This window comes from Burkholderia sp. PAMC 26561, assembly GCF_001557535.2.
Lineage (GTDB): Bacteria > Pseudomonadota > Gammaproteobacteria > Burkholderiales > Burkholderiaceae > Caballeronia.
Map to the genome: position 1 here is coordinate 328,891 of NZ_CP014315.1, position 17,524 is coordinate 346,414.

At 60.9% G+C, this 17,524-nt stretch carries 17 protein-coding genes and 1 pseudogene; 6 read left to right on the forward strand and 12 right to left on the reverse strand.

Translation table 11 applies throughout. The features are described 5' to 3' along the window. Nucleotides 1-86: 86 nt before the first annotated feature. The gene (locus tag AXG89_RS36135) at nt 87-1,268 is read left to right on the forward strand and encodes a M20 aminoacylase family protein (protein ID WP_075358763.1); all 1,182 of its coding nucleotides are present in this window, start codon (nt 87-89) and stop codon (nt 1,266-1,268) included. Between the two features lie 93 nt (nt 1,269-1,361). Then, complete coding sequence (locus tag AXG89_RS36140; protein ID WP_075358796.1) at nt 1,362-2,636, forward strand: MFS transporter; 1,275 nt, start codon at nt 1,362-1,364, stop codon at nt 2,634-2,636. A gap of 6 nt (nt 2,637-2,642) precedes the next feature. On the opposite strand, the gene AXG89_RS36145 is transcribed toward AXG89_RS36140, so the two are convergent. The 5 genes from AXG89_RS36145 to AXG89_RS36165 form a co-directional block, all read right to left on the reverse strand. Then, nucleotides 2,643-3,188 (reverse strand): DUF4136 domain-containing protein, encoded by a 546-nt coding sequence (locus AXG89_RS36145; RefSeq protein ID WP_143325582.1) that lies wholly within the window; start codon nt 3,186-3,188, stop codon nt 2,643-2,645. Nucleotides 3,189-3,202: 14 nt separating this feature from the next. Then, nucleotides 3,203-5,572 carry a CHASE2 domain-containing protein gene (locus AXG89_RS36150; RefSeq protein WP_075358764.1) on the reverse strand — a complete coding sequence of 790 codons (2,370 nt, stop codon included), beginning with the start codon at nt 5,570-5,572 and terminating at the stop codon, nt 3,203-3,205. A 7-nt stretch (nt 5,573-5,579) separates the two neighbouring features. Continuing rightward, on the reverse strand, nt 5,580-6,944 hold the full coding sequence (locus AXG89_RS36155; protein ID WP_083637967.1) for a FecR domain-containing protein: 1,365 nt from the start codon (nt 6,942-6,944) through the stop codon (nt 5,580-5,582). Nucleotides 6,945-6,950: 6 nt separating this feature from the next. Beyond that, entirely contained in the window at nt 6,951-7,643 is a 693-nt protein-coding gene (locus AXG89_RS36160; RefSeq protein WP_075358765.1) for a response regulator transcription factor, read from the reverse strand. 131 nt (nt 7,644-7,774) lie between these two features. Further along, complete coding sequence (locus tag AXG89_RS36165) at nt 7,775-8,182, reverse strand: hypothetical protein (protein ID WP_075358766.1); 408 nt, start codon at nt 8,180-8,182, stop codon at nt 7,775-7,777. A 557-nt stretch (nt 8,183-8,739) separates the two neighbouring features. On the opposite strand from AXG89_RS36165, the gene AXG89_RS36175 reads away from it, so the two are divergent. Then, nucleotides 8,740-9,522, forward strand: a complete 783-nt coding sequence (locus AXG89_RS36175) for a substrate-binding domain-containing protein (RefSeq protein WP_062001280.1) — start codon at nt 8,740-8,742, stop codon at nt 9,520-9,522. Between the two features lie 49 nt (nt 9,523-9,571). Next, complete coding sequence (locus tag AXG89_RS36180; RefSeq protein ID WP_075358768.1) at nt 9,572-10,177, forward strand: pyridoxamine 5'-phosphate oxidase family protein; 606 nt, start codon at nt 9,572-9,574, stop codon at nt 10,175-10,177. Between the two features lie 98 nt (nt 10,178-10,275). Here the strand turns inward: AXG89_RS36180 and AXG89_RS43945 are convergent. After that, nucleotides 10,276-10,492, reverse strand: a pseudogene (locus AXG89_RS43945) (LLM class flavin-dependent oxidoreductase); the annotation flags it as partial. Nucleotides 10,493-10,613: 121 nt separating this feature from the next. Between AXG89_RS43945 and AXG89_RS36190 the strand changes: the two are divergent. Beyond that, on the forward strand, nt 10,614-11,249 hold the full coding sequence (locus AXG89_RS36190) for a 2OG-Fe(II) oxygenase (RefSeq protein WP_236873669.1): 636 nt from the start codon (nt 10,614-10,616) through the stop codon (nt 11,247-11,249). A gap of 185 nt (nt 11,250-11,434) precedes the next feature. Next, complete coding sequence (locus tag AXG89_RS36195; RefSeq protein WP_075358769.1) at nt 11,435-12,526, forward strand: porin; 1,092 nt, start codon at nt 11,435-11,437, stop codon at nt 12,524-12,526. Nucleotides 12,527-12,541: 15 nt separating this feature from the next. Here the strand turns inward: AXG89_RS36195 and AXG89_RS36200 are convergent, their stop codons facing one another. The 6 genes from AXG89_RS36200 to AXG89_RS36225 form a co-directional block, all read right to left on the reverse strand. Next, complete coding sequence (locus tag AXG89_RS36200) at nt 12,542-13,678, reverse strand: hypothetical protein (RefSeq protein ID WP_075358770.1); 1,137 nt, start codon at nt 13,676-13,678, stop codon at nt 12,542-12,544. Between the two features lie 66 nt (nt 13,679-13,744). Further along, entirely contained in the window at nt 13,745-15,274 is a 1,530-nt protein-coding gene (locus AXG89_RS36205; RefSeq protein WP_075358771.1) for a class I adenylate-forming enzyme family protein, read from the reverse strand. Continuing rightward, on the reverse strand, nt 15,271-15,621 hold the full coding sequence (locus tag AXG89_RS36210) for a hypothetical protein (protein WP_119024777.1): 351 nt from the start codon (nt 15,619-15,621) through the stop codon (nt 15,271-15,273). The genes AXG89_RS36205 and AXG89_RS36210 overlap by 4 nt, the downstream gene beginning before the upstream one ends. After that, nucleotides 15,573-16,043, reverse strand: a complete 471-nt coding sequence (locus tag AXG89_RS36215; RefSeq protein WP_119024778.1) for a VOC family protein — start codon at nt 16,041-16,043, stop codon at nt 15,573-15,575. The genes AXG89_RS36210 and AXG89_RS36215 overlap by 49 nt, the downstream gene beginning before the upstream one ends. Next, nucleotides 16,043-16,474: a PaaI family thioesterase gene (locus tag AXG89_RS36220; RefSeq protein ID WP_062001273.1), complete on the reverse strand. Its 432-nt coding sequence runs from the start codon at nt 16,472-16,474 to the stop codon at nt 16,043-16,045. The genes AXG89_RS36215 and AXG89_RS36220 overlap by 1 nt, the downstream gene beginning before the upstream one ends. 26 nt (nt 16,475-16,500) lie before the next feature. Then, a complete protein-coding gene (locus tag AXG89_RS36225) occupies nt 16,501-17,505 on the reverse strand; it encodes a quinone oxidoreductase family protein (protein WP_174363196.1) in 1,005 nt (334 codons plus the stop codon). Between the last annotated feature and the right edge of the window lie 19 nt (nt 17,506-17,524).

Sequence of the window (17,524 nt, forward strand, 5' to 3'; positions counted from 1 at the left end):
CGCAAATTTAATTAGCTGTCTTCTGTTTTGCTCCCGGACTTTATATGCTTGACCGCCATTAGTCACCCGCCTTCAAGGAGCATGTCATGCTGTCAGTCGATCCCGTCGTTCCCGGCATTGCCGCCATTGCGCCGGAGTTCATCGCGGTGCGCAGGAAAATTCACGCGCATCCGGAACTCGCATTCGAGGAACGGGCGACCGGGGATCTCGTTGCCAGTTTGCTCGAGCAGTGGGGGTATGAGGTGACGCCTGGTGTCGGCAAAACGGGCGTGGTCGGCGTGCTCAAGCATGGCGGTGGCACGAAGCGCATCGGCCTGCGTGCGGACATGGATGCATTGCCTATCGAGGAAGCGACGGGGCTGCCCTACACGAGCGCCGTGCCGAAAACCATGCACGCGTGCGGCCACGACGGCCATACCGCCATGCTGTTGTGCGCCGCGCGCTACCTGGCGGAAAGCCGCCAGTTCTCGGGCACGCTCACGGTGATTTTCCAGCCCGCCGAGGAAAGCTACGGCGGCGCACGCGTGATGATGGAAGACGGACTTTTCGAGCGCTTTCCCTGCGATGCCATCTTCGGCCTGCACAACATGCCGGGCTTCGAAACAGGTTGCATGAGTTTCTGCACCGGACCTGCGATGGCATCGGCGGACCGGGCGACTATCGTGTTGCGCGGCCTCGGTGGACACGGCGCGCTTCCGCATCTTTCGCGCGATCCCATGCCGGCGGTGGGCGCGATCATCCTGGCCTTGCAGAGCATCGTTGCGCGGGAAGTCGATTCGCAGAAGTCCGCGGTGATCTCGGTGGGCAGCGTGAAGGCCGGCGATACCTTCAACGTCATCCCGCAAACCGCCGAGATGAAACTTTCCATTCGCGCGCTTGACCCCGCCGTGCGCGCGCTCTTGCGCGAGCGCATTACCACGCTCATCCACGCGCAGGGAGCAGCGTTCGGAGTCGAGGCGGACATCGATTACGAATGGGGTTATCCGGTGCTTTTCAATCACGCGGACCCCACGGCATTTTCCGCCGATGTCGCCACGAAACTGCTCGGCGCGCAACGCGTCGACACGAACGCAAGGCCGCTGATGGGCAGCGAGGATTTCGCCTACATGCTGCAGGTCGTGCCGGGTTCGTATGCCTGGATTGGCAACGGAATCGAAGGCAAAGGCAGTTGCATGGTCCATAACCCGGGCTACGACTTCAACGACGACATCCTGGCGCTCGGCGCGAGTTATTGGGTGCGGCTGGCCGAAGCGTATCTCGCTGATTGAGTGACTGAACGCCTCCAAATACTCCCCAAGTACCGCGCATCGAGAAAAATCATGGGCATCCCTTCAATACGCGATATCAACGTGGCAACGGGCATGGTTCCGGTGCGCAAGCAAAGCCGTGCGCGGCTCGTCGCTGCGGCGGCCGCGGGCAATGCGCTGGAGTTCTACGACTTCACTGTCTACGGATTCTTCGCCCTCGTGATTGGCAAGCTCTTCTTTCCAGTGCAGGACCCGGTCGGACAGTTGCTTCTCGCGGTCGCGAGCTTCGGTGTCGGTTTCTTCACGCGGCCGGTCGGCGGATTGCTGATTGGCATTTATGCTGATCGCGCGGGCCGCAAGAAGGCGATGATCCTGACGCTCGGGCTCATGGCCCTGGGCACGGCGATGATCGCGGTCGCGCCGACCTATGCGCAAGCCGGCGTTGCCGGTCCGTTGATCCTGGTGATCGCACGGCTGATCCAGGGCTTTTCGGCGGGCGGTGAAGTCGGGGCATCGACTACGTTGCTGATCGAGCAGGCGCCGCCGAACCGGCGCGGCTTCTATGCATCGTGGCAGTTCGCGAGCCAGGGACTTGCCGCACTCGCCGGCGCGCTGACGGGCGTCGCGCTGACGGCGAGCCTCACGTCCGCGCAACTTGAAAATTGGGGATGGCGCGTGCCGTTTGTTATCGGTACGTTGATCGTGCCAGTCGGCTGGTGGCTGCGTCGGACGCTCGAAGAAGAACCGCCTCGAACGCCGATGCCGAAGGCGCCAAAACTTCCTTTAATCGATGTCATTGGCAATCATCGGCGCGCACTGCTGAGCGGGCTCGGCCTGACGATCGCCGGGACGGCAGCGCATTTCATCATCGTTTTTTATCTATCGATCTACGGCGTGAAGACGCTCGGCCTGCCCCCGGCAACCGCGATGCTGTCGGGATGTTTGTCGGGCGCGATCATTTTCGTGCTTGCGCCCGTCGGTGGTTATCTGACTGACCGCTTCGGGCGCAAGCCGCTTGCACAGGTGACGCGCGTGATCCTGATGCTCGCAATCTATCCCGCTTTTGTCGCATTGAACACGTGGCCGGCGACCAGCACGCTGATCATCGTGGTGGCACTGCTCTCTTCGGTGCATGCGATCAACATCGGCGGCGTTGGAGCCATGCTCGGCGAGCTCTTTCCGCGCGCCGTTCGCGCGACCGGCGGCGCCGTGGTGTATAGCGTCGGTGTTGCGATCTTCGGCGGCTTCGCGCAGTTCTTCGTGACGTCGCTGATCATCGTGACCGGCAGCGTGCTGGCGCCGGCGTGGTATGTGATCGGCTGCGGCGCGCTCGGGCTGATAGCGGTTGCATGCATGGACGAAACGTCGCACAAGGCGCTGGATGAGTAGGCACCGTCAGTCGCAGCCCGCAAGTTCACGCCGCTCGGCGTTTTGCAGCGGAAAACCATTGAACGCGCATTTCATCAATGCGGGTAATGCGGCGCTCCCGGCCGGATCGCGGTCGGCGTGCGTGACGCTCACTTGATACACGGTCGCGCCGGTCTTGCTTCCGATGAACTGGACGGTCAACGCATGGACATAGCGCTTTCGTTCAAAGAAGCCCGTCGATGCTGCGAAGTCATCGCACGCTTCTTCCGGCGCGGTCGAACACGTGGCCTGGACGCGGACGTTCTGCGGGCGGGTCGCGTAGCCGAGCTTGATCAGGTAGTCCGCCTGAGTTGCTAACGCGGGTTGCAGGCCCTGTGCGGTGAGCGCTTCACGCAGCGGTCGGGCGGTTGCGTCATCCACGCCGGCTTGCGTTTTATCGAGCGCGTATGTCCTGATGCCGCTCGTCGAGAACGCGCCATCGCGATACGCGCTGATGCGAACCGGTTGTTCACTCGCGCAGGCACTCAGCAGTGCAAGAAGAAGCACGGCGGCACGCATTGATCGTAGTTTCACTTCATATCCCTCTCTTATTGCTCGACGGCGTGCGCACGTAATGTGATCGTTACGGCGGTTCCCACGTTCAGCGCGCTTTCGATCGCGATATCACCGGCATGGCGGCTCACCACGGTCTTGACGAACGCCATGCCGAGACCGGTCCCGTCGCTTGCCGGCTGGCCATCGGCATGAAAGCGGCGAAAGCGCTCGAAGAGATGCGCCTGTTGCTCGATCGCGATGCCATACCCCTGATCGCGGACCACGCAGACCACCGTATCCGCCGTCGCGCTGATGATGCAATCCACGCGCGTCGCGGGCGGGCTGAACTTGACGGCGTTGCTCAGCAGGTTGATCAGCGCGCGCGTCATCAAGGAACGGTCGGCCAGCACCCAGAAGTGCTCCCCTTGCGACTCGCATCGGACATCGATTTGTTTTGCGCTGGCTTGCGGCCAGATTTCGTCGCTGGCATCGATTGCAAGCTCATGAAGGTTCAAAGGCTCGAGCTGGTAATGCTGCGACTCGGCGCGCGCGAGTTGCACGAAGTCATCGGCGAGAGCGAGCGACCGGCGCGCGTAACGTTCAACGCGTTCCGTCAGATCCACCGCGCGCTGCGAATCGAGATGCGGCCGCTCGGTTTCAAGCAGCGCCAGGATGGATGCCTGCGGCGAGCGCATGTCGTGTGACAGGAGATGCAGCATGTCGTCGCGCTGACGCTCGGACGCGTGCAGCGCGGTGATATCGACCCAGCTCGCGATCCATCCCGGCGCGTCGCCCGTGTTGGTTGTGCAAGGCGCGTAACGGAGCATGTGGTCACGGCCGTGGAGATCGCGTACCTCGATGCCGCGTGTCATCACGTCCGCATGTGCGGCTACGCGTGGATCGAGAACAGCGGGCCATGAAATGTCGCGGGTGGTTTCATCGACGAGGCGCACGAAGTGGAATGTGCTGAAGACATCCATGATGGACATGTCGGTGAAACGCATCGGGCCGAGTTGAAGGCGCGCGGGATCGTTGACCATCAGGATGCGGCCGGCGTGATCGCAAACCACGATGGGCTCCGGCAAACTGTTCAGGCTGTCCCAGATAAATTGCCGCATGTTGCGCTGACGCTGCACGGCTTCGCGCGTGAGTCCGATAAGCCGTTCGAGCATATCGCCGGCTGCGTGGTGCGGTTTTTTATCGGCGCCGGGCAGCAGGTTGGGTTCGGCGGCGAGGAGGCGCAGCTCCTGGCCGAGATAGGACATGGCGACTTCGAGCCGCCGCCAGCTCCATAGCAGATAGATCAGCGCGAGACCGCCGAGCGCGGGAACCGGCGATAGCCAACGCGAGCGCACATACATCAGCGCGGCGCTCGCAATCAGACTTGCAGCCGCAAGCCCTGCGGTCAGGATCAGCGACTGGAACGGCGACATCACCAGCAAGCCGCCCAGCAGCAAGAGGACAGGCACGATACTCGTCCAGACGCCCGTCGGGTTATCGACGGGAACGACGGCGCGGCCTTCGAGCAGCGCGTCGAGGATCGTCGCGTGGATATCGACGCCGGGCAACTCGCCGAGCGCGCCGGATACCGGTGTGGCGAAACGGTCACGCAATCCTGCGGCCGTCGCGCCGACGAGCACGACCTTGCCCGTGAAAAATTCCGGCGGCACCTGGCCGAGCATCGCGGATACGAACGATACACGCGGATACTCTGCCGACTCACGCGAAAACGGAATCAGCATTCGATGTGCACGCCGGAGGTCGCCGGCGGATGCGGCGTCTTTTCCTTGCGTGCGGGGTAATGGCGCATGCGGGCCGCGCAGCGCGTGGTACACCGGCACCATCAATCCTGGCCACCAGTCGCGCCCGTTGCCCTCGAACAGCGAGACACTGCGTGCGATGCCGTCGCGGTCCACATCGAGATCGATATGTCCTATGCCCGCGGCTGCATCGCGCAGAACGGGAACGGGCTCCACGGCCGCAGGCGCATTCTGGTTGAGCGGCTGGCGATCGACCAGCAACGGCAGATATGTGGGCACGCTTTTCATCGCATTGGCAAAGGCCGTGTCACCCGGCGATGACTCCGTGAACAGCACGTCGTACGCTACAGCGCGCGGCTTCGCTTTGGCGATCTGCTCGAGCAACGCCGCATGTGTGTCGCGCGGCCATGGCCAGCGCCCGAGTTCGGCAATGCTTTCGTCGTCGATGGCAACGATCACTATGTCCGATGCCATCCGATGCGTCGAACGCAGCCGCAGCTGATCGTAGACCAGGAAGCTTGCGCGTTCCGTCAGCGGACCGACGACGCCATACACCACGGCGGCAATCCCGATCGCGCCTATCAGCGTCCACTCGAACAGGAAGCGCCTGCCTATCGACGGACCCCGGTCCCGTCGCTCGCTAAAAGAAAACCGCCACGGCATGCGTCACCTACCGGGTTTGCGTGAACGAGCGAATTTCGCCCGGCACCGAAAGCAGCCGGCCGTTCTGGAAGACATCGACCACGATGGTCCAGTAGTACTTGCCCGGCGCGAGATGCGCGACCGACATTTCGCCGCCGGTGACATCGAGCAGGTCGATGAGCGGTGCGCTCAGGTCGATGTTCCTCGACAAAATGAATCGATACCGCATACCAGGCACCTCGCTGTCCACGTGCCAGCGGAACGCGTACCCGCCGCTTTCGGTCGGAACGGCGCTGGGGTTGGTGGTGTCGACATGGCGGATGAAGGTGAACACTTGCGGCAGGCCGTCGATGCCCTGCCCGTCTGTCGCGCTCACGCGCACGAAGTAATTGCCGTCGGGGATGTCGTCGAAGGCGACGCGCAGGCTGCTCGAACGCTGGTCGCGCAGGAGGTCGAGGAAACCGGCATCAGTGGCGATTTCCGTGCGATAAGCGATGGCGCCACTGACGGCTGTCAGGTCGAATTCGACCTGCTCGAAGCGCTGCAATTTGTCAGGCTCGACGATCCCCGGCGCGCTCAGCAGCGCGACGGGTGTTCCCGCAATCGCGCCCGTACGCGTGACATTGCCATAGCCGGCCGCCACCAGCGTCTCGGCATGGCCCGGGACGGGCTGCGGCGCGGCCGAACCATCAGGCGAACTGTCCACGCCGATCTTTCCCGCGAGCACTTCGACCGTCGTCGCGTCCTGCTCCTCCAGGTAGTTCACGCGAAACCGCGTGCCGCGCACACCCGCAACCACGGACGGCGACGTGACCCGAAACGAATCGCGCGGGTTCGTCAGCGGCGTGACGTCGGTCGTGACTTCGCCTTGCTTGAGGTCGAAACGGCGTTCGACCGCGCCCGTGAGGAGCGTCGTGCGCAAGCGCGCGATCTGGATCCTGCTGCTCGAGGGCAGCACGATATGTGACCCATCGGGCAGTGTCATCGATAAAAACGCATCGCGGCCCGTGCGCACTTCGTCACCTTCATGAAGCAACGCGCCAGCGTTGACAGGAATGAACGGCAAGCCCGGCGCCGTGCTTTTCTCCACGCCTCCACGCACCGCGACCACGCGCGCCGTCAGCGACTTCTGCTTGAGCCGCGCGGTCGGCATGGCAAGACGCGAGTCGATCTGCAAACGGCGCGGATTCGCAACATGGTTCAGTTCGCGCAAGAGACGCCAGTCGTCGGGGCTTTGCATGTACTGATACGCGAGCGTGTAGAGCGAATCGTCCGACTTCACCACATAGGGCGTGGTGTCGGGCGGCGGCACGCGTTTCGCGTGCGCGGGCTGCACGCAAAAGACGATCGCCGTGATCAGAGCCACGCGCCCGGTTTGACTAAACCCATTCACGACGATTCATTCCCCTACTTTCTCAAGCCGATAGCCGTAGCTATAGATCGGCGTGATGCGGTATCCGTTTTGAGGCCGCAACACCAGCTTGGAGCGGATCTGCGACACGTGTGTATCGATGGTGCGCGACGGAATGTCGACGTCCTGCCGCCACACCGACTCGCGAATATGCGTGCGCGACAATGGCCGCGACAGGTTGCGAAAAAGCAGCAGCGCCAGTTCGAATTCCTTTTGCGTCAGCGTGACAGGCTCGCCGTTCACCGCAGCAAGTTGCGCGGCGATGTTGAACCTGTAGATGCCGTAGGTCTCGTGCGGCGCGTCTTTTTGCTTCTGCGCATAGATCCGGCGCAGGAGCGCCTCCACGCGCGCGAGCAGCACCGGCGGCGAGACGGGCTTCAAAACGTAGTCGTCCGCGCCCGCATTGAGCATCTGGACAATGTCCGCTTCCACGCTGCGGCTTGTCAGAAACAGAACCGGCAGATTCGTAGTCAGATTTTGCCGGACCCAATTCAGCACGATGTCGCCCGGCATCTCCGGCATGTTCCAGTCGAGCAGCAGCAGGTCGAACGGCTGGCGCCTGAGTTCATGGATCAGGCTCTTTCCGTCTGTGAATACCTGGCAATCGTGACCCGCCGAGCTCAGCGTCTGAGCCACATACGCCGTCTGACTCAGGTCGTCGTCCAACACGCATATCCGCATTGCCTGATTCCCCGTTGAATTATCCAGACGGTCTGTTTGCTTACCGTTTGCTTTTTCTTGCTGATTAAGCGTGATCTTTTTATCGCCCGATTTAGCGGGCTTTTGCTTTTATTATACTTATCGATGGCTATCTACCGCATTTGAATCAGCATTCTGTCGATGCTTTTCATTACGTGGTCCCACGCGGCGGCGGAATAATCTTCTCGCGCGTTTGCACACATGCGTGCAAACGTTATCAGCCGCCGTGCCGTGTGTTCGCAATGCGTGAGCTGAATGGGTTCGTCCTGATCGTCATGCACTCTGTCGAATTGATCCCCGACGCGCTCCACCGAACGACTCAACGCGTCGAGTCTTTTGCGCAGGATATCTGCGAGCCAGGGCGTTTCGTCCGCGCAGGAGTCCGCGTACGCCTCAATTGCCGCTCGCGCGTGGCGGTCCATCTCAGGGTCCAGCGTCAGCCGGCGCAAACCCTTGGCGGCCTGCCCCGGCCGGATTGACGACTGCAATGCAACTGGACGTCCAATGGACTTACTCAACATGACTAGCCCCCCGGCCTTATATTCTCAAACCCCTTCGTTAAATCTGTTCCCTCAAACCGCTTAAAAGCGATTGCACCGCGTCGCGTTGCAAACGGCTCAAGCCGGAATCCCGTAACGTGATCAAGCGGTTTTGCCAATATTTGGCGTGAAAAATCGCGCCGTCGGCATTCGCTCGGACACAGCGAAACATCACGGCCCGTATATGCGTTATTTCGGCATCGATAATGCTCGACGCATGATTACCCTGGTAAAGACTTTTGTTTTTCACCGATGCCCTCGAGCTTACGTTTTGATCGCGCCGTGGAGTGGTTTTCCACACGCTGGATTAAACGGTTCTCCGAAAACGCAACCTGAAGTGCGAGTGCTGTTTTCGATGCACCACTCTACCGCTGTTCAGTCTCTGTTTATGTAGAGTTTTCACTATTTAACAGTTTGTGCGAAAGCTCAGCCTGAGCTGAAGCCTTGGTTCAATATGGGTCCTTCCGGGCTGTTCCCTAGCGACCTGCCGGCTCGTGGCGATTAAACTTTCGCGGCCTTCTCAACCGCCAATGACTTCCATGAAATCGTTCTTGCTGAAGCTGTCCGCGTACACATTCATCGCCGCTGCAACGGCCGCGACCGTTGTCCAGGCCGCCGAGCTGCATGTGATGAGCTCGGGCGGCTTCACCGCCGCCTACAAGATCCTCGGCCCGCAATTCAGCGCGGCAAGCGGCAATACACTCGACACGGCGCTCGGCCCGTCGATGGGCAAAGCCCCCGAAGCGATCCCTAACCGCCTTGCCCGGGGTGAACCTGCCGATGTCGTCATCATGGTCGGCTATGCGCTCGACGATCTGATCAAGCAAGGCAAGGTGATCCCCGGTTCCCGCGTCGAACTCGCCGATTCGGCAATCGGCATGGTCGTGCGCGCGGGTGCGCCGAAGCCCGACATCGGCACGATTGACGCATTGAAGGCAACGCTGCTGCACGCAAAGTCCGTCGCCTACTCCGATAGCGCAAGCGGCGTGTACGTACAGAACGAGTTGTTCAAGCGCCTTGGGATAGAGGATCAGGTCCGTCCGAAAGCGACCATGGTGCCGAAGATTCCGGTGGCGTCGGTGGTCGCGACAGGCGACTATGAAATTGGCTTCCAGCAAGTGAGCGAGTTGTTGCCCGTGCCGGGCGTCACGTTCGTCGGCAAGATTCCCGATTCGGTGCAATCGGTGACGCGCTTCGCGGCCGGCATACCGGCGGGTTCACAGCATCCGGTGGAGGCCCGGGCGCTGCTGCAGTATCTGGCATCGCCTGCCGCGTTGCCTGTCGTGAAGCAGACGGGGCTCGATCCGGTGGCGTCGCATTGATGTCGCACGCGGATGCTACTCTACGGGGTAAGCATTCAAGGACACGGCCATGCTGACGAACGTCGAAGAACTGGAAAGCGTCTACGGAAAAGCGAACGAGCGGTCGGTGCGCAAGGAGATCTCGTTCATCAGCGAGGACTACGCCGCGTTCATTCTTGCGTCGCCGTTTGTGATGCTGGCGTCGGCGGGAGAAGACGGGCTTGATTGTTCGCCCAAAGGCGACGCCATGGGGTTCGTGCGCATTCTCGACGCCCACACGCTCGCCATTCCCGACCGCCCGGGCAATAACCGCATCGATACACTCAGGAACCTCGTGCAAGACCCGCGCATCGCGCTGCTGTTCCTGGTTCCGGGCGCGGGAGAAATGATGCGCGTGAACGGCCGGGCATCGATTGCGGACGATACCGACCTGCTCGCGTCATTCAGCGTGAACGGCAAACCGCCGCGCACGGTAATCCTGGTGCACGTGGAATCCGTGTATTTCCATTGCTCGAAGGCGGTCGTGCGGTCCGACTTGTGGAACGCGGAAAAGCACGTGGACCGCGCGAGTTTGCCGAGCGCCGGCGCGATGCTCAAGAACGTGAGCGACAGCACCTTCGACGCCGATGCCTATGACCGCGCCCTGCCCGGTCGCCTTAAAACGGACCTCTATTAATCGGCCGTGAGCTCACGCAAACGCAAATTTGCTGAAGGTCTGGTGCACGACCGTTTTCGGATCGCTGTTCTGCTTCAGGATAGCGCGCAAAAGCGCACCACCACGCTGATCCACTCGTGTCCGTAGGCGTAGCGCTCATCATGTTCAGCGAAGCCGATGCCCGCCTTGGCCCGTTCCGGCCGGTTCCACGCGTTCACCAGGTTGAGCGCAAACGGCCGCCGCGGATCTCCTCGATCTGCAGCGCCATTTCGCCAATACGACCGGGTGATAGAGCTACGGCTTGATCGCCGTAATGATCACGATGCGGCTGGTCAGGCATTGCTTGTTGGGAACCAAGGCCGCGGTGTTAATATCCTTCGCCCGGATTCAAGTCCCATCCCGCCCCGGACACGACGTCCGACTTTCCTCCCGCACCTTCGTTTTGAAGGAACACGCAGTGACCCGATCGCACTTCACGGCGCTTTCTGACGCGCCCGTTGATGACTTGCATCGAAATATCGTCGATGCCGTTCATCGACATGGCTGGTCAGAGCAGGACTTCTTTTTGCCACCGGACCTCACGGTCGCACTCGCGCGGGAATGCACGGCGCTTGCGGCGGCGGGGTCCCTGACGCGTGCGGGTGTGGGCCATGGCACGGCAAAGTCGCTCCAACCCGATGTCCGCGGCGACCAGATCCGATGGCTGCAGGCGGGGCAGTCCGACGCCTGCGACCAGTATCTGGCGATCATGGAGACGCTGCGCATCGCGCTGAATCGCGAGTTCTTCCTCGGGCTCGACGAATACGAAAGCCACTTCGCGTTCTACCCGCCGGGTGCATCGTACAAGCCGCATCGCGACCGTTTCCGCGATGACGACAGCCGTGTCATATCGGTCGTGGTCTATCTGAATGCGGACTGGCTGCCTGAACACGGCGGCGCATTGCGGCTGCATCCGGAAGGTTCGGGCACGCGCGATATCTTGCCCGTCGCGGGCCGGATCGCGGTGTTCTTGTCCGCTGACATGCTGCACGAAGTATTGCCCGCGACGCGCGACAGGTTATCCCTTACAGGCTGGTTTCGACGCCGCGCGTAATTTCCTCCACGGCAAGCTGCCCGAAACTTACGATAAGCCTTTTGCGCCGCTGGGAAAGCATCCCGCGCATTCAGCGCGGTCGAAAATGCAAGCTTCGGCGAGCGCGTGTATCCTTCCGTCGAATTGAAGCGGTCGCTACAAAGTGATTCATAGCAGGCGATCGCTTCCGTACTTCGGAGGAGACGATGAAAAAACTGTGGATCGCAGCCGCTGTCGGTTGCGCCAGTGTCAGCGGCGCACAAGCGCAATCGAGCGTCACGCTGTACGGTCGTATCGATAACGGCGTGGAGTACATGAGCAACGTCGGCGGTCATAGCCGCTGGCGGCTCGCAAGCGGCGAATGGGGCACGGGCCTGTTCGGCCTGAAGGGCTCGGAAGACCTCGGTGGCGGCAACAAGGCCATCTTCAAGCTGGAATCCGGCATCGATACCAGCGACGGCACCGCCGGCGACACCAACGGCCGCTTATACCAACGTTACGCGTTCGTAGGGATTGCCAACGATACCTACGGCACGTTCACACTCGGCCGCATGCTCGCCATATCGAATGGCGTGTGGGACTTCGATCCGTTTGTGCAGCAAGCATGGTCGTCGGCATCACTCGTACGCAGCCGCAACTGGAACAAGACCAGCAACAACATCCAGTATCAATCGCCGAACTGGTATGGCATTGACGTTCTCGGCCAATACTCGCTTGGCAACACCACCAGTTTCAATCAGGGACAAAAGAACGCCGACGGCACCTTTGCCGACTACGGCCGATCCGACGGCATTCAGCTCACCTACACGCGGCAGTACTTCCAGATCCGCGGCATCTTCGACGAAATGCGCGACGCGAATGGCCGGTTCTCCGACCTGTTCCTGTATTCGCGGGAATACATCGCGATGATCAACGCGTATGTAGGCAAGTTCAAACTGCAGGCCGCCTACACGCACATGCATGCGGACGCCACCATTGCGGGCGCCCCGACTTCGGGCGATCACGAATGGGGCGGTGTCACGTATCAATGGACACCGGTGTTCGCGACGACCGCCGCCGTGTTCCATATCAACACCAACGGCGATGCATTGCAGGGCGGCGGACGCGCGACCATGTTCGAAATCGGTACAACCTACAACTTCTCGAAGCGCACCTTCCTGTATGCAACGGCGGCAACTGTGCGCAACAGCAACGGCGCGAATTTTTCGCTGGAAGCGAACAGCCAGACGAGCTCCGACAACCCCACGCCCGGTGGCAATCAGTCCGGGGTGTATGTGGGGATCAACCACTCGTTTTGAGGGATGCGGCGGGGGTCAGCTCGAAGCCTCGCCATTTAGCGCGCCATGCTCGCGGATCCACTGCGCAAACGCCTCGTCTTCGAACCGATATTCACCGTGCGCCAGCTTGGTCACGATATTGTCCGCCTGCAGCCGGCGCAGCGAATGCGCAGGCATGTTGACGGGCGGCGCTTCAGGCAGTCCGAGCAAGGCGGCAAGTTGTTCGCGCGCGGCTTGACCGTGAAAATCAGAGACCTTGCCATTCGCCATCATGCCCAGCAATGCCCGGTCGGCCGGCAGCAAACCCGTCCATTGACGCCTGAACTGATCGCTGTTGAACACATGTTCCTTCGTGAACTCCAGCGCAGCTTCGGGGCCGTCGAACGGATACGTCAGATGCCGCTCAAGAAAGCGGCGGAAAAATTCGGGCGTGTTATTGAGCTGGTCGAAGGCCGCAACCGCGTGTTTCATCGATAGCTGATGTTTGGTGATCGTATTCACCTTCTTCACCATGAACTGGATGAAATCACGTCCGAGCAACGGAAACGGCTCGAGCGGCGCCCAGTTGAAAAACGGTTCGGATGAGCGACCGAACATGGTTCGAAGCGTCGACTCCGAACTGCCCGCGAAGATCACCTTGAGCCGGTCCTTGCGAACGTCGAGCCCCGCGCGCAACGCATGCGCGAAGTTCGAATGCGCCGCAGCGGCGAGAACCTGAGCTTCATCGATGATCAGAAGCAGCGGCTTTGTCTGGGAGTCGAACGCCTTCAGCGCATCAGATAGCAACGAGCCGACGAACTTCTTGTCGTCAGCCGTCATTTCAGCCTCGACCGACGCTTCTCCAAACACCGGAATCTTGCCACTCGCCTTCAGCTTCCTGACGGGACTATTGGCCTTGCGCGCCAGCTTTGCCCACCAGTTCGGCTCGATAGCGCCATACAGCGCGCCGACCAAAGCGCCAGCCGGTTCCTCGTCGTCGTCCCAAAGGTTCACATACGCAGTCAGATAACCCGCCTGCTTCGCCGCGGGAATCAGATCCTTGATCAGGAATTCCGTCTTCCCCATCCGACGGCGGGCAAACAAGGTCCGTGCGGAGGACAACCCGAGTCCAAACAGGCCGAGATAACCCGCTGCGAGTTCGGGACGAGAAAAGTGCCACTGATCGGGTTTCATATTTCAAACTATATCATCAAATTTTAAATATATCAAAGTCAATGATATAATTTGATAGACCCTTTCCTAGAGTTCCTTCGCCAGCCGCTTCGCCGCGTCGCGCTTGAGCGCCGCCCGGTCGATCTTGTTCGTGGAGGCCAGCGGAAACGCGTCGACGAACCATACTTGCCGCGGATGCTGGTACGCCGGCGCGTGCTCGAGCGCAAACTTCTTCACCGCCTCGGCGCTCAATTGCGCACCTGGTTTGCGCACGATAAACGCAACCGGTTTGGTGCCCTTGATGGCGTCCTCAACAGGAATCACGCTCGCCTGCTGGATCAGCGGATGCCGCTCCAGCATCTTCTCGACGTCACCGGGGAATATGTTTTCGCCACCCGAAACGAACATGTCGTCGCGTCGTCCGATGAACGTGTAGAAGCCGTTTTCATCGCGGCGAAACACGTCGCCCGTGCGATAAAAGCCATCCGGTGTGATCGGCGGCGCAAGGTCTGCACGATTGTGATATCCGTTCATGAGTCCGGGGCTGCGCATCTCGAGTTCGCCTTCGTCGGCAGGCTGCCCGTTTGTATCGATCAAGCGAAGCTGCACCAGCGGATGCGACACGCCTATGGCCAGCGGCGGTGTCGGTAAACCGAATGGATGCGGGCCGAATACAACCGGACCACCTTCAGTCGTACCGTATGCGTTGATCACTTTCGCGTTCGGCAGCAAGGCATGGATCTGATCGAGCAGCGCGCCGCTGACGGGCGCCGAACCCATGCGCACGTAACGCACCGACGACAAATCCGTCTGCGAAAGGAGATCGCGCTCCTGCAGCATCATCGCGATCATCGGCGGGACGGAGGTGAGCCAGGTGCATCGATACGTATCGATAGCACGAATGTAATTGCGCGCGTTGAAGGCCGGCATCAGCACGGTCGTGGCGCGGGCGGCGAGCGCAAGAAACGCGAGCGCAAGCGCGTTCATGTGATAAAGCGGCGCGGCGATCAATACGCGTTCGTTCTTCAGGGGTTGTGCTTTCAGGCGCGTCTCGACGACCCAGAGATGGCTTGCGTGCGAAAGCACAACGCCCTTCGGCCTGCCTGTCGAACCCGAGGTGTAGAGGAACAGCGCAGCTTCGTTTTCGTGCGGGACAATCGGCTCGAACGGACCGTCATGAGTCTTTGCCTCAGCGATGAACGCATCGAAACCGTGCGCATCATCCGGGTGTTTGAATACGACGCGCGGCAACAACTCTGGTGCCTCAGAAAAACGTTTCGGATCACTGAATACAAGGCGTGCGCCGCTGTCGGCAATGACTTCTGCGATCAACGCCCGCGGAAACTTGTAGTTGACCGGCACGGCGACAAGACCCGCGCGCATGATGCCGAGCATGGTCGCGATAAATTCGGCAGAGTTCGCCCCGAGGACCGCAATGCGCTCGCCGCGCGCGTAGTGGCGGCGAAGCGTATGCGCGACGGCGTCTGCGATGGCATCGAGTTCCGCGAACGTGTATTCATCCGCGTTGAATGCTTCGTCAAGGCCGATGATAGCGACGGCGTCCCTGTTTTCATCGTCATGGGCAATCAAGGCACCAAGATTGGTGGGGAACGTCATGGCTTGAATTCCAGCAAGGTATCGAAGCGGGGTAATGCAACGAGCACGCGGTCCGCGTCAACCTGAACGGGCAGCCCGGCCGTTTTCGCTTTCTGTTCCAAGGATTGCCACGTCGGCGTACGCACGGTGATCCCCGCATAACGTGGGCCATGTGGCCCACGCGACCCGATGTGCGAGGCCATTGCGCCGAAATGCTCGTCGAAAGTCTTGCGCGTCCAGTACACCAGTTCGAAGCCCGCCGCGATTTCGCCAAGCTGCACATAGGGTTCGGGCGCTGCATCGATCAGATGCAGTGCACTCAGGCTCGTTGCACCGTTCGGATGATGCTGCCATTCATCGCGAAACACGAACTCGGGGTCAGGTGCTGACAAAAGTAGACGCGGCCGCCATCGAGTTGGCCGGGCTTCAGGCGCACCGTAGTAAATCGTGCATCGCCAAGACACTCGACCGGCCTTGAGAACGTCTGCGGCGCAGTGGCCTCGAAGCCCGCCTGTTGCAAGCTCGCGAAAGTCGCGGCGGGATCATCCGTACGAAACACGAGACCGTCTGCGCCTAGTGGACTGTTGAGGATTTCCTCGCGCACGGTCTTGCCGTCGGCGGGCAACCCGATCAGTTCGAGATAGTGATCGCCGAATACGATCGCATGGTTGATCGATCCGAGCGTGTGATATCCGCGCGGCGCGACCGTGAAGCCGAGTTGCTCGAAGACAGTTTGAGCGGCGTCGGTATCGAAGCGCGTGTTGATGACCAGGTGATCGAGCGCAAGCATCACGTTGCCGGCGATGCCGTCACCGTTGAATATGCCCCGCGTCCGCTCGCGACCAGCTTGCCGTCCTTGTCGAAGACTTGCGCCTCGGCAACAGACACTTGCGATCCAAACTTGATCACCTTGCCCTTCACCGTCAGATCGCCCTTGAACGCGGCACGGTGATAGTCCACACGCAAATCGATGGTCGGCACGCCGCGCCCTGTCTTCGACACCAGCGCCCAGTCCGCCGCCAGATCCACGAGCGCCGCGAGAATGCCGCCGTGCGTATAACCCTTGTCGGGGTTCACGACCCATTCTTCGCGCCATGTGGCGGTCAATTCAATCTCGCCTTCACCGACTGATACCACTTTCAGCCCAAGCCATTCGTGGAACGGGCCACGCCGAAGGCGCGCCTCGATTTCCTGCGCACTCGGCAATGTTGTTTCGCTCATGATGTCCTCTCGACTCAACTTTACATTCACGGATTGACGACGACCTTGCCCAACACTTCGCGGTCGCGAATGAGCCGCAAGCCTTCGGCCGCTTCTTCGAGCGGCAAGGTTCGGTCAATGGCCGGCACGAGCTCGCCGGTGGCGATCTGGTCGAGCAGCGCACGCAGGTTTTCATCGTAGAAACTGTTCGAGCCGATAATCTTCAGCTCGAAGCTCCAGATGTATCGCAGGTCTTCTGCCGGCGCATGTCCGGCCGTTGCACCGCATACGAGCAACGTGCCGCCGCGCTTCAGGCATTTGAGCGATGGCACCCATGTGTCGCCGCCGGTGAAGTTCACCACTACGTCAACACCACCGTCATAGGTCCGCCGCTGCGGTTTGCCGTACTGTCCGATGGCCCACTTCGAGAAGTCCGTAGTCTTGTAGTTCACCGTTTGATCGGCGCCTAGCGCTTTTAGCTGCTCGCACTTCTCGTCGCTGCCCGCGCACGCGATCACTTCTGCGCCCAGTTGCTTCGCGATCAGGATGCAGGCCGTACCCACCCCGCCGCTCGCGCCGAGAATCAGTACCCGGTCGCCGGCTTTCACGGTCTTGTGCGTGACCAGCATGCGGTGCGCCGTGCCATATGCGACCGGCAACGCAGACGCGGCGTCGTAGCTGACGGCGTCGGGCAACGCAATCAGTTGGCCGACAGACACGAGGCAGTATTGCGCCATGCCGCCATCGAGCATCTCGCCCATCAGGCCTTTCTCGGGATACAACGGGTTCACGAGCACGCGATCCCCCGGCTTCCAGCCATCGACGCCCTCGCCCACTTCCGCAATGTCGCCGGCCATATCCAGGCCGATCACGACCGGAAACGGCACCTTGATTCCGGGCATGCCCTTCACGGTGAATACATCGTGATAATTGAACGACGATGCGCGCACGCGGATCACCACATGCCCGGGCGTGGCTTTCGGCACCGGTTTGTCGGTGATGACATGCAGTTGATCGAGATCGCCATGCTCGTTCAACACAAGCGCTTTCATGGTCGATTGAATTGCAGTT

Coding starts and splice junctions, on each gene's coding strand:
- AXG89_RS36135 (WP_075358763.1), top strand. CDS start 87: ATGCTGTCAGTCGATCCCGTCGTTCCCGGCATTGCCGCCATTGCGCCG.
- AXG89_RS36140 (WP_075358796.1), top strand. CDS start 1,362: ATGGTTCCGGTGCGCAAGCAAAGCCGTGCGCGGCTCGTCGCTGCGGCG.
- AXG89_RS36150 (WP_075358764.1), bottom strand. CDS start 5,572: ATGCCGTGGCGGTTTTCTTTTAGCGAGCGACGGGACCGGGGTCCGTCG.
- AXG89_RS36160 (WP_075358765.1), bottom strand. CDS start 7,643: ATGCGGATATGCGTGTTGGACGACGACCTGAGTCAGACGGCGTATGTG.
- AXG89_RS36165 (WP_075358766.1), bottom strand. CDS start 8,182: ATGTTGAGTAAGTCCATTGGACGTCCAGTTGCATTGCAGTCGTCAATC.
- AXG89_RS36175 (WP_062001280.1), top strand. CDS start 8,740: ATGAAATCGTTCTTGCTGAAGCTGTCCGCGTACACATTCATCGCCGCT.
- AXG89_RS36180 (WP_075358768.1), top strand. CDS start 9,572: ATGCTGACGAACGTCGAAGAACTGGAAAGCGTCTACGGAAAAGCGAAC.
- AXG89_RS36195 (WP_075358769.1), top strand. CDS start 11,435: ATGAAAAAACTGTGGATCGCAGCCGCTGTCGGTTGCGCCAGTGTCAGC.
- AXG89_RS36200 (WP_075358770.1), bottom strand. CDS start 13,678: ATGAAACCCGATCAGTGGCACTTTTCTCGTCCCGAACTCGCAGCGGGT.
- AXG89_RS36205 (WP_075358771.1), bottom strand. CDS start 15,274: ATGACGTTCCCCACCAATCTTGGTGCCTTGATTGCCCATGACGATGAA.
- AXG89_RS36215 (WP_119024778.1), bottom strand. CDS start 16,043: ATGCTTGCGCTCGATCACCTGGTCATCAACACGCGCTTCGATACCGAC.
- AXG89_RS36220 (WP_062001273.1), bottom strand. CDS start 16,474: ATGAGCGAAACAACATTGCCGAGTGCGCAGGAAATCGAGGCGCGCCTT.
- AXG89_RS36225 (WP_174363196.1), bottom strand. CDS start 17,505: ATGAAAGCGCTTGTGTTGAACGAGCATGGCGATCTCGATCAACTGCAT.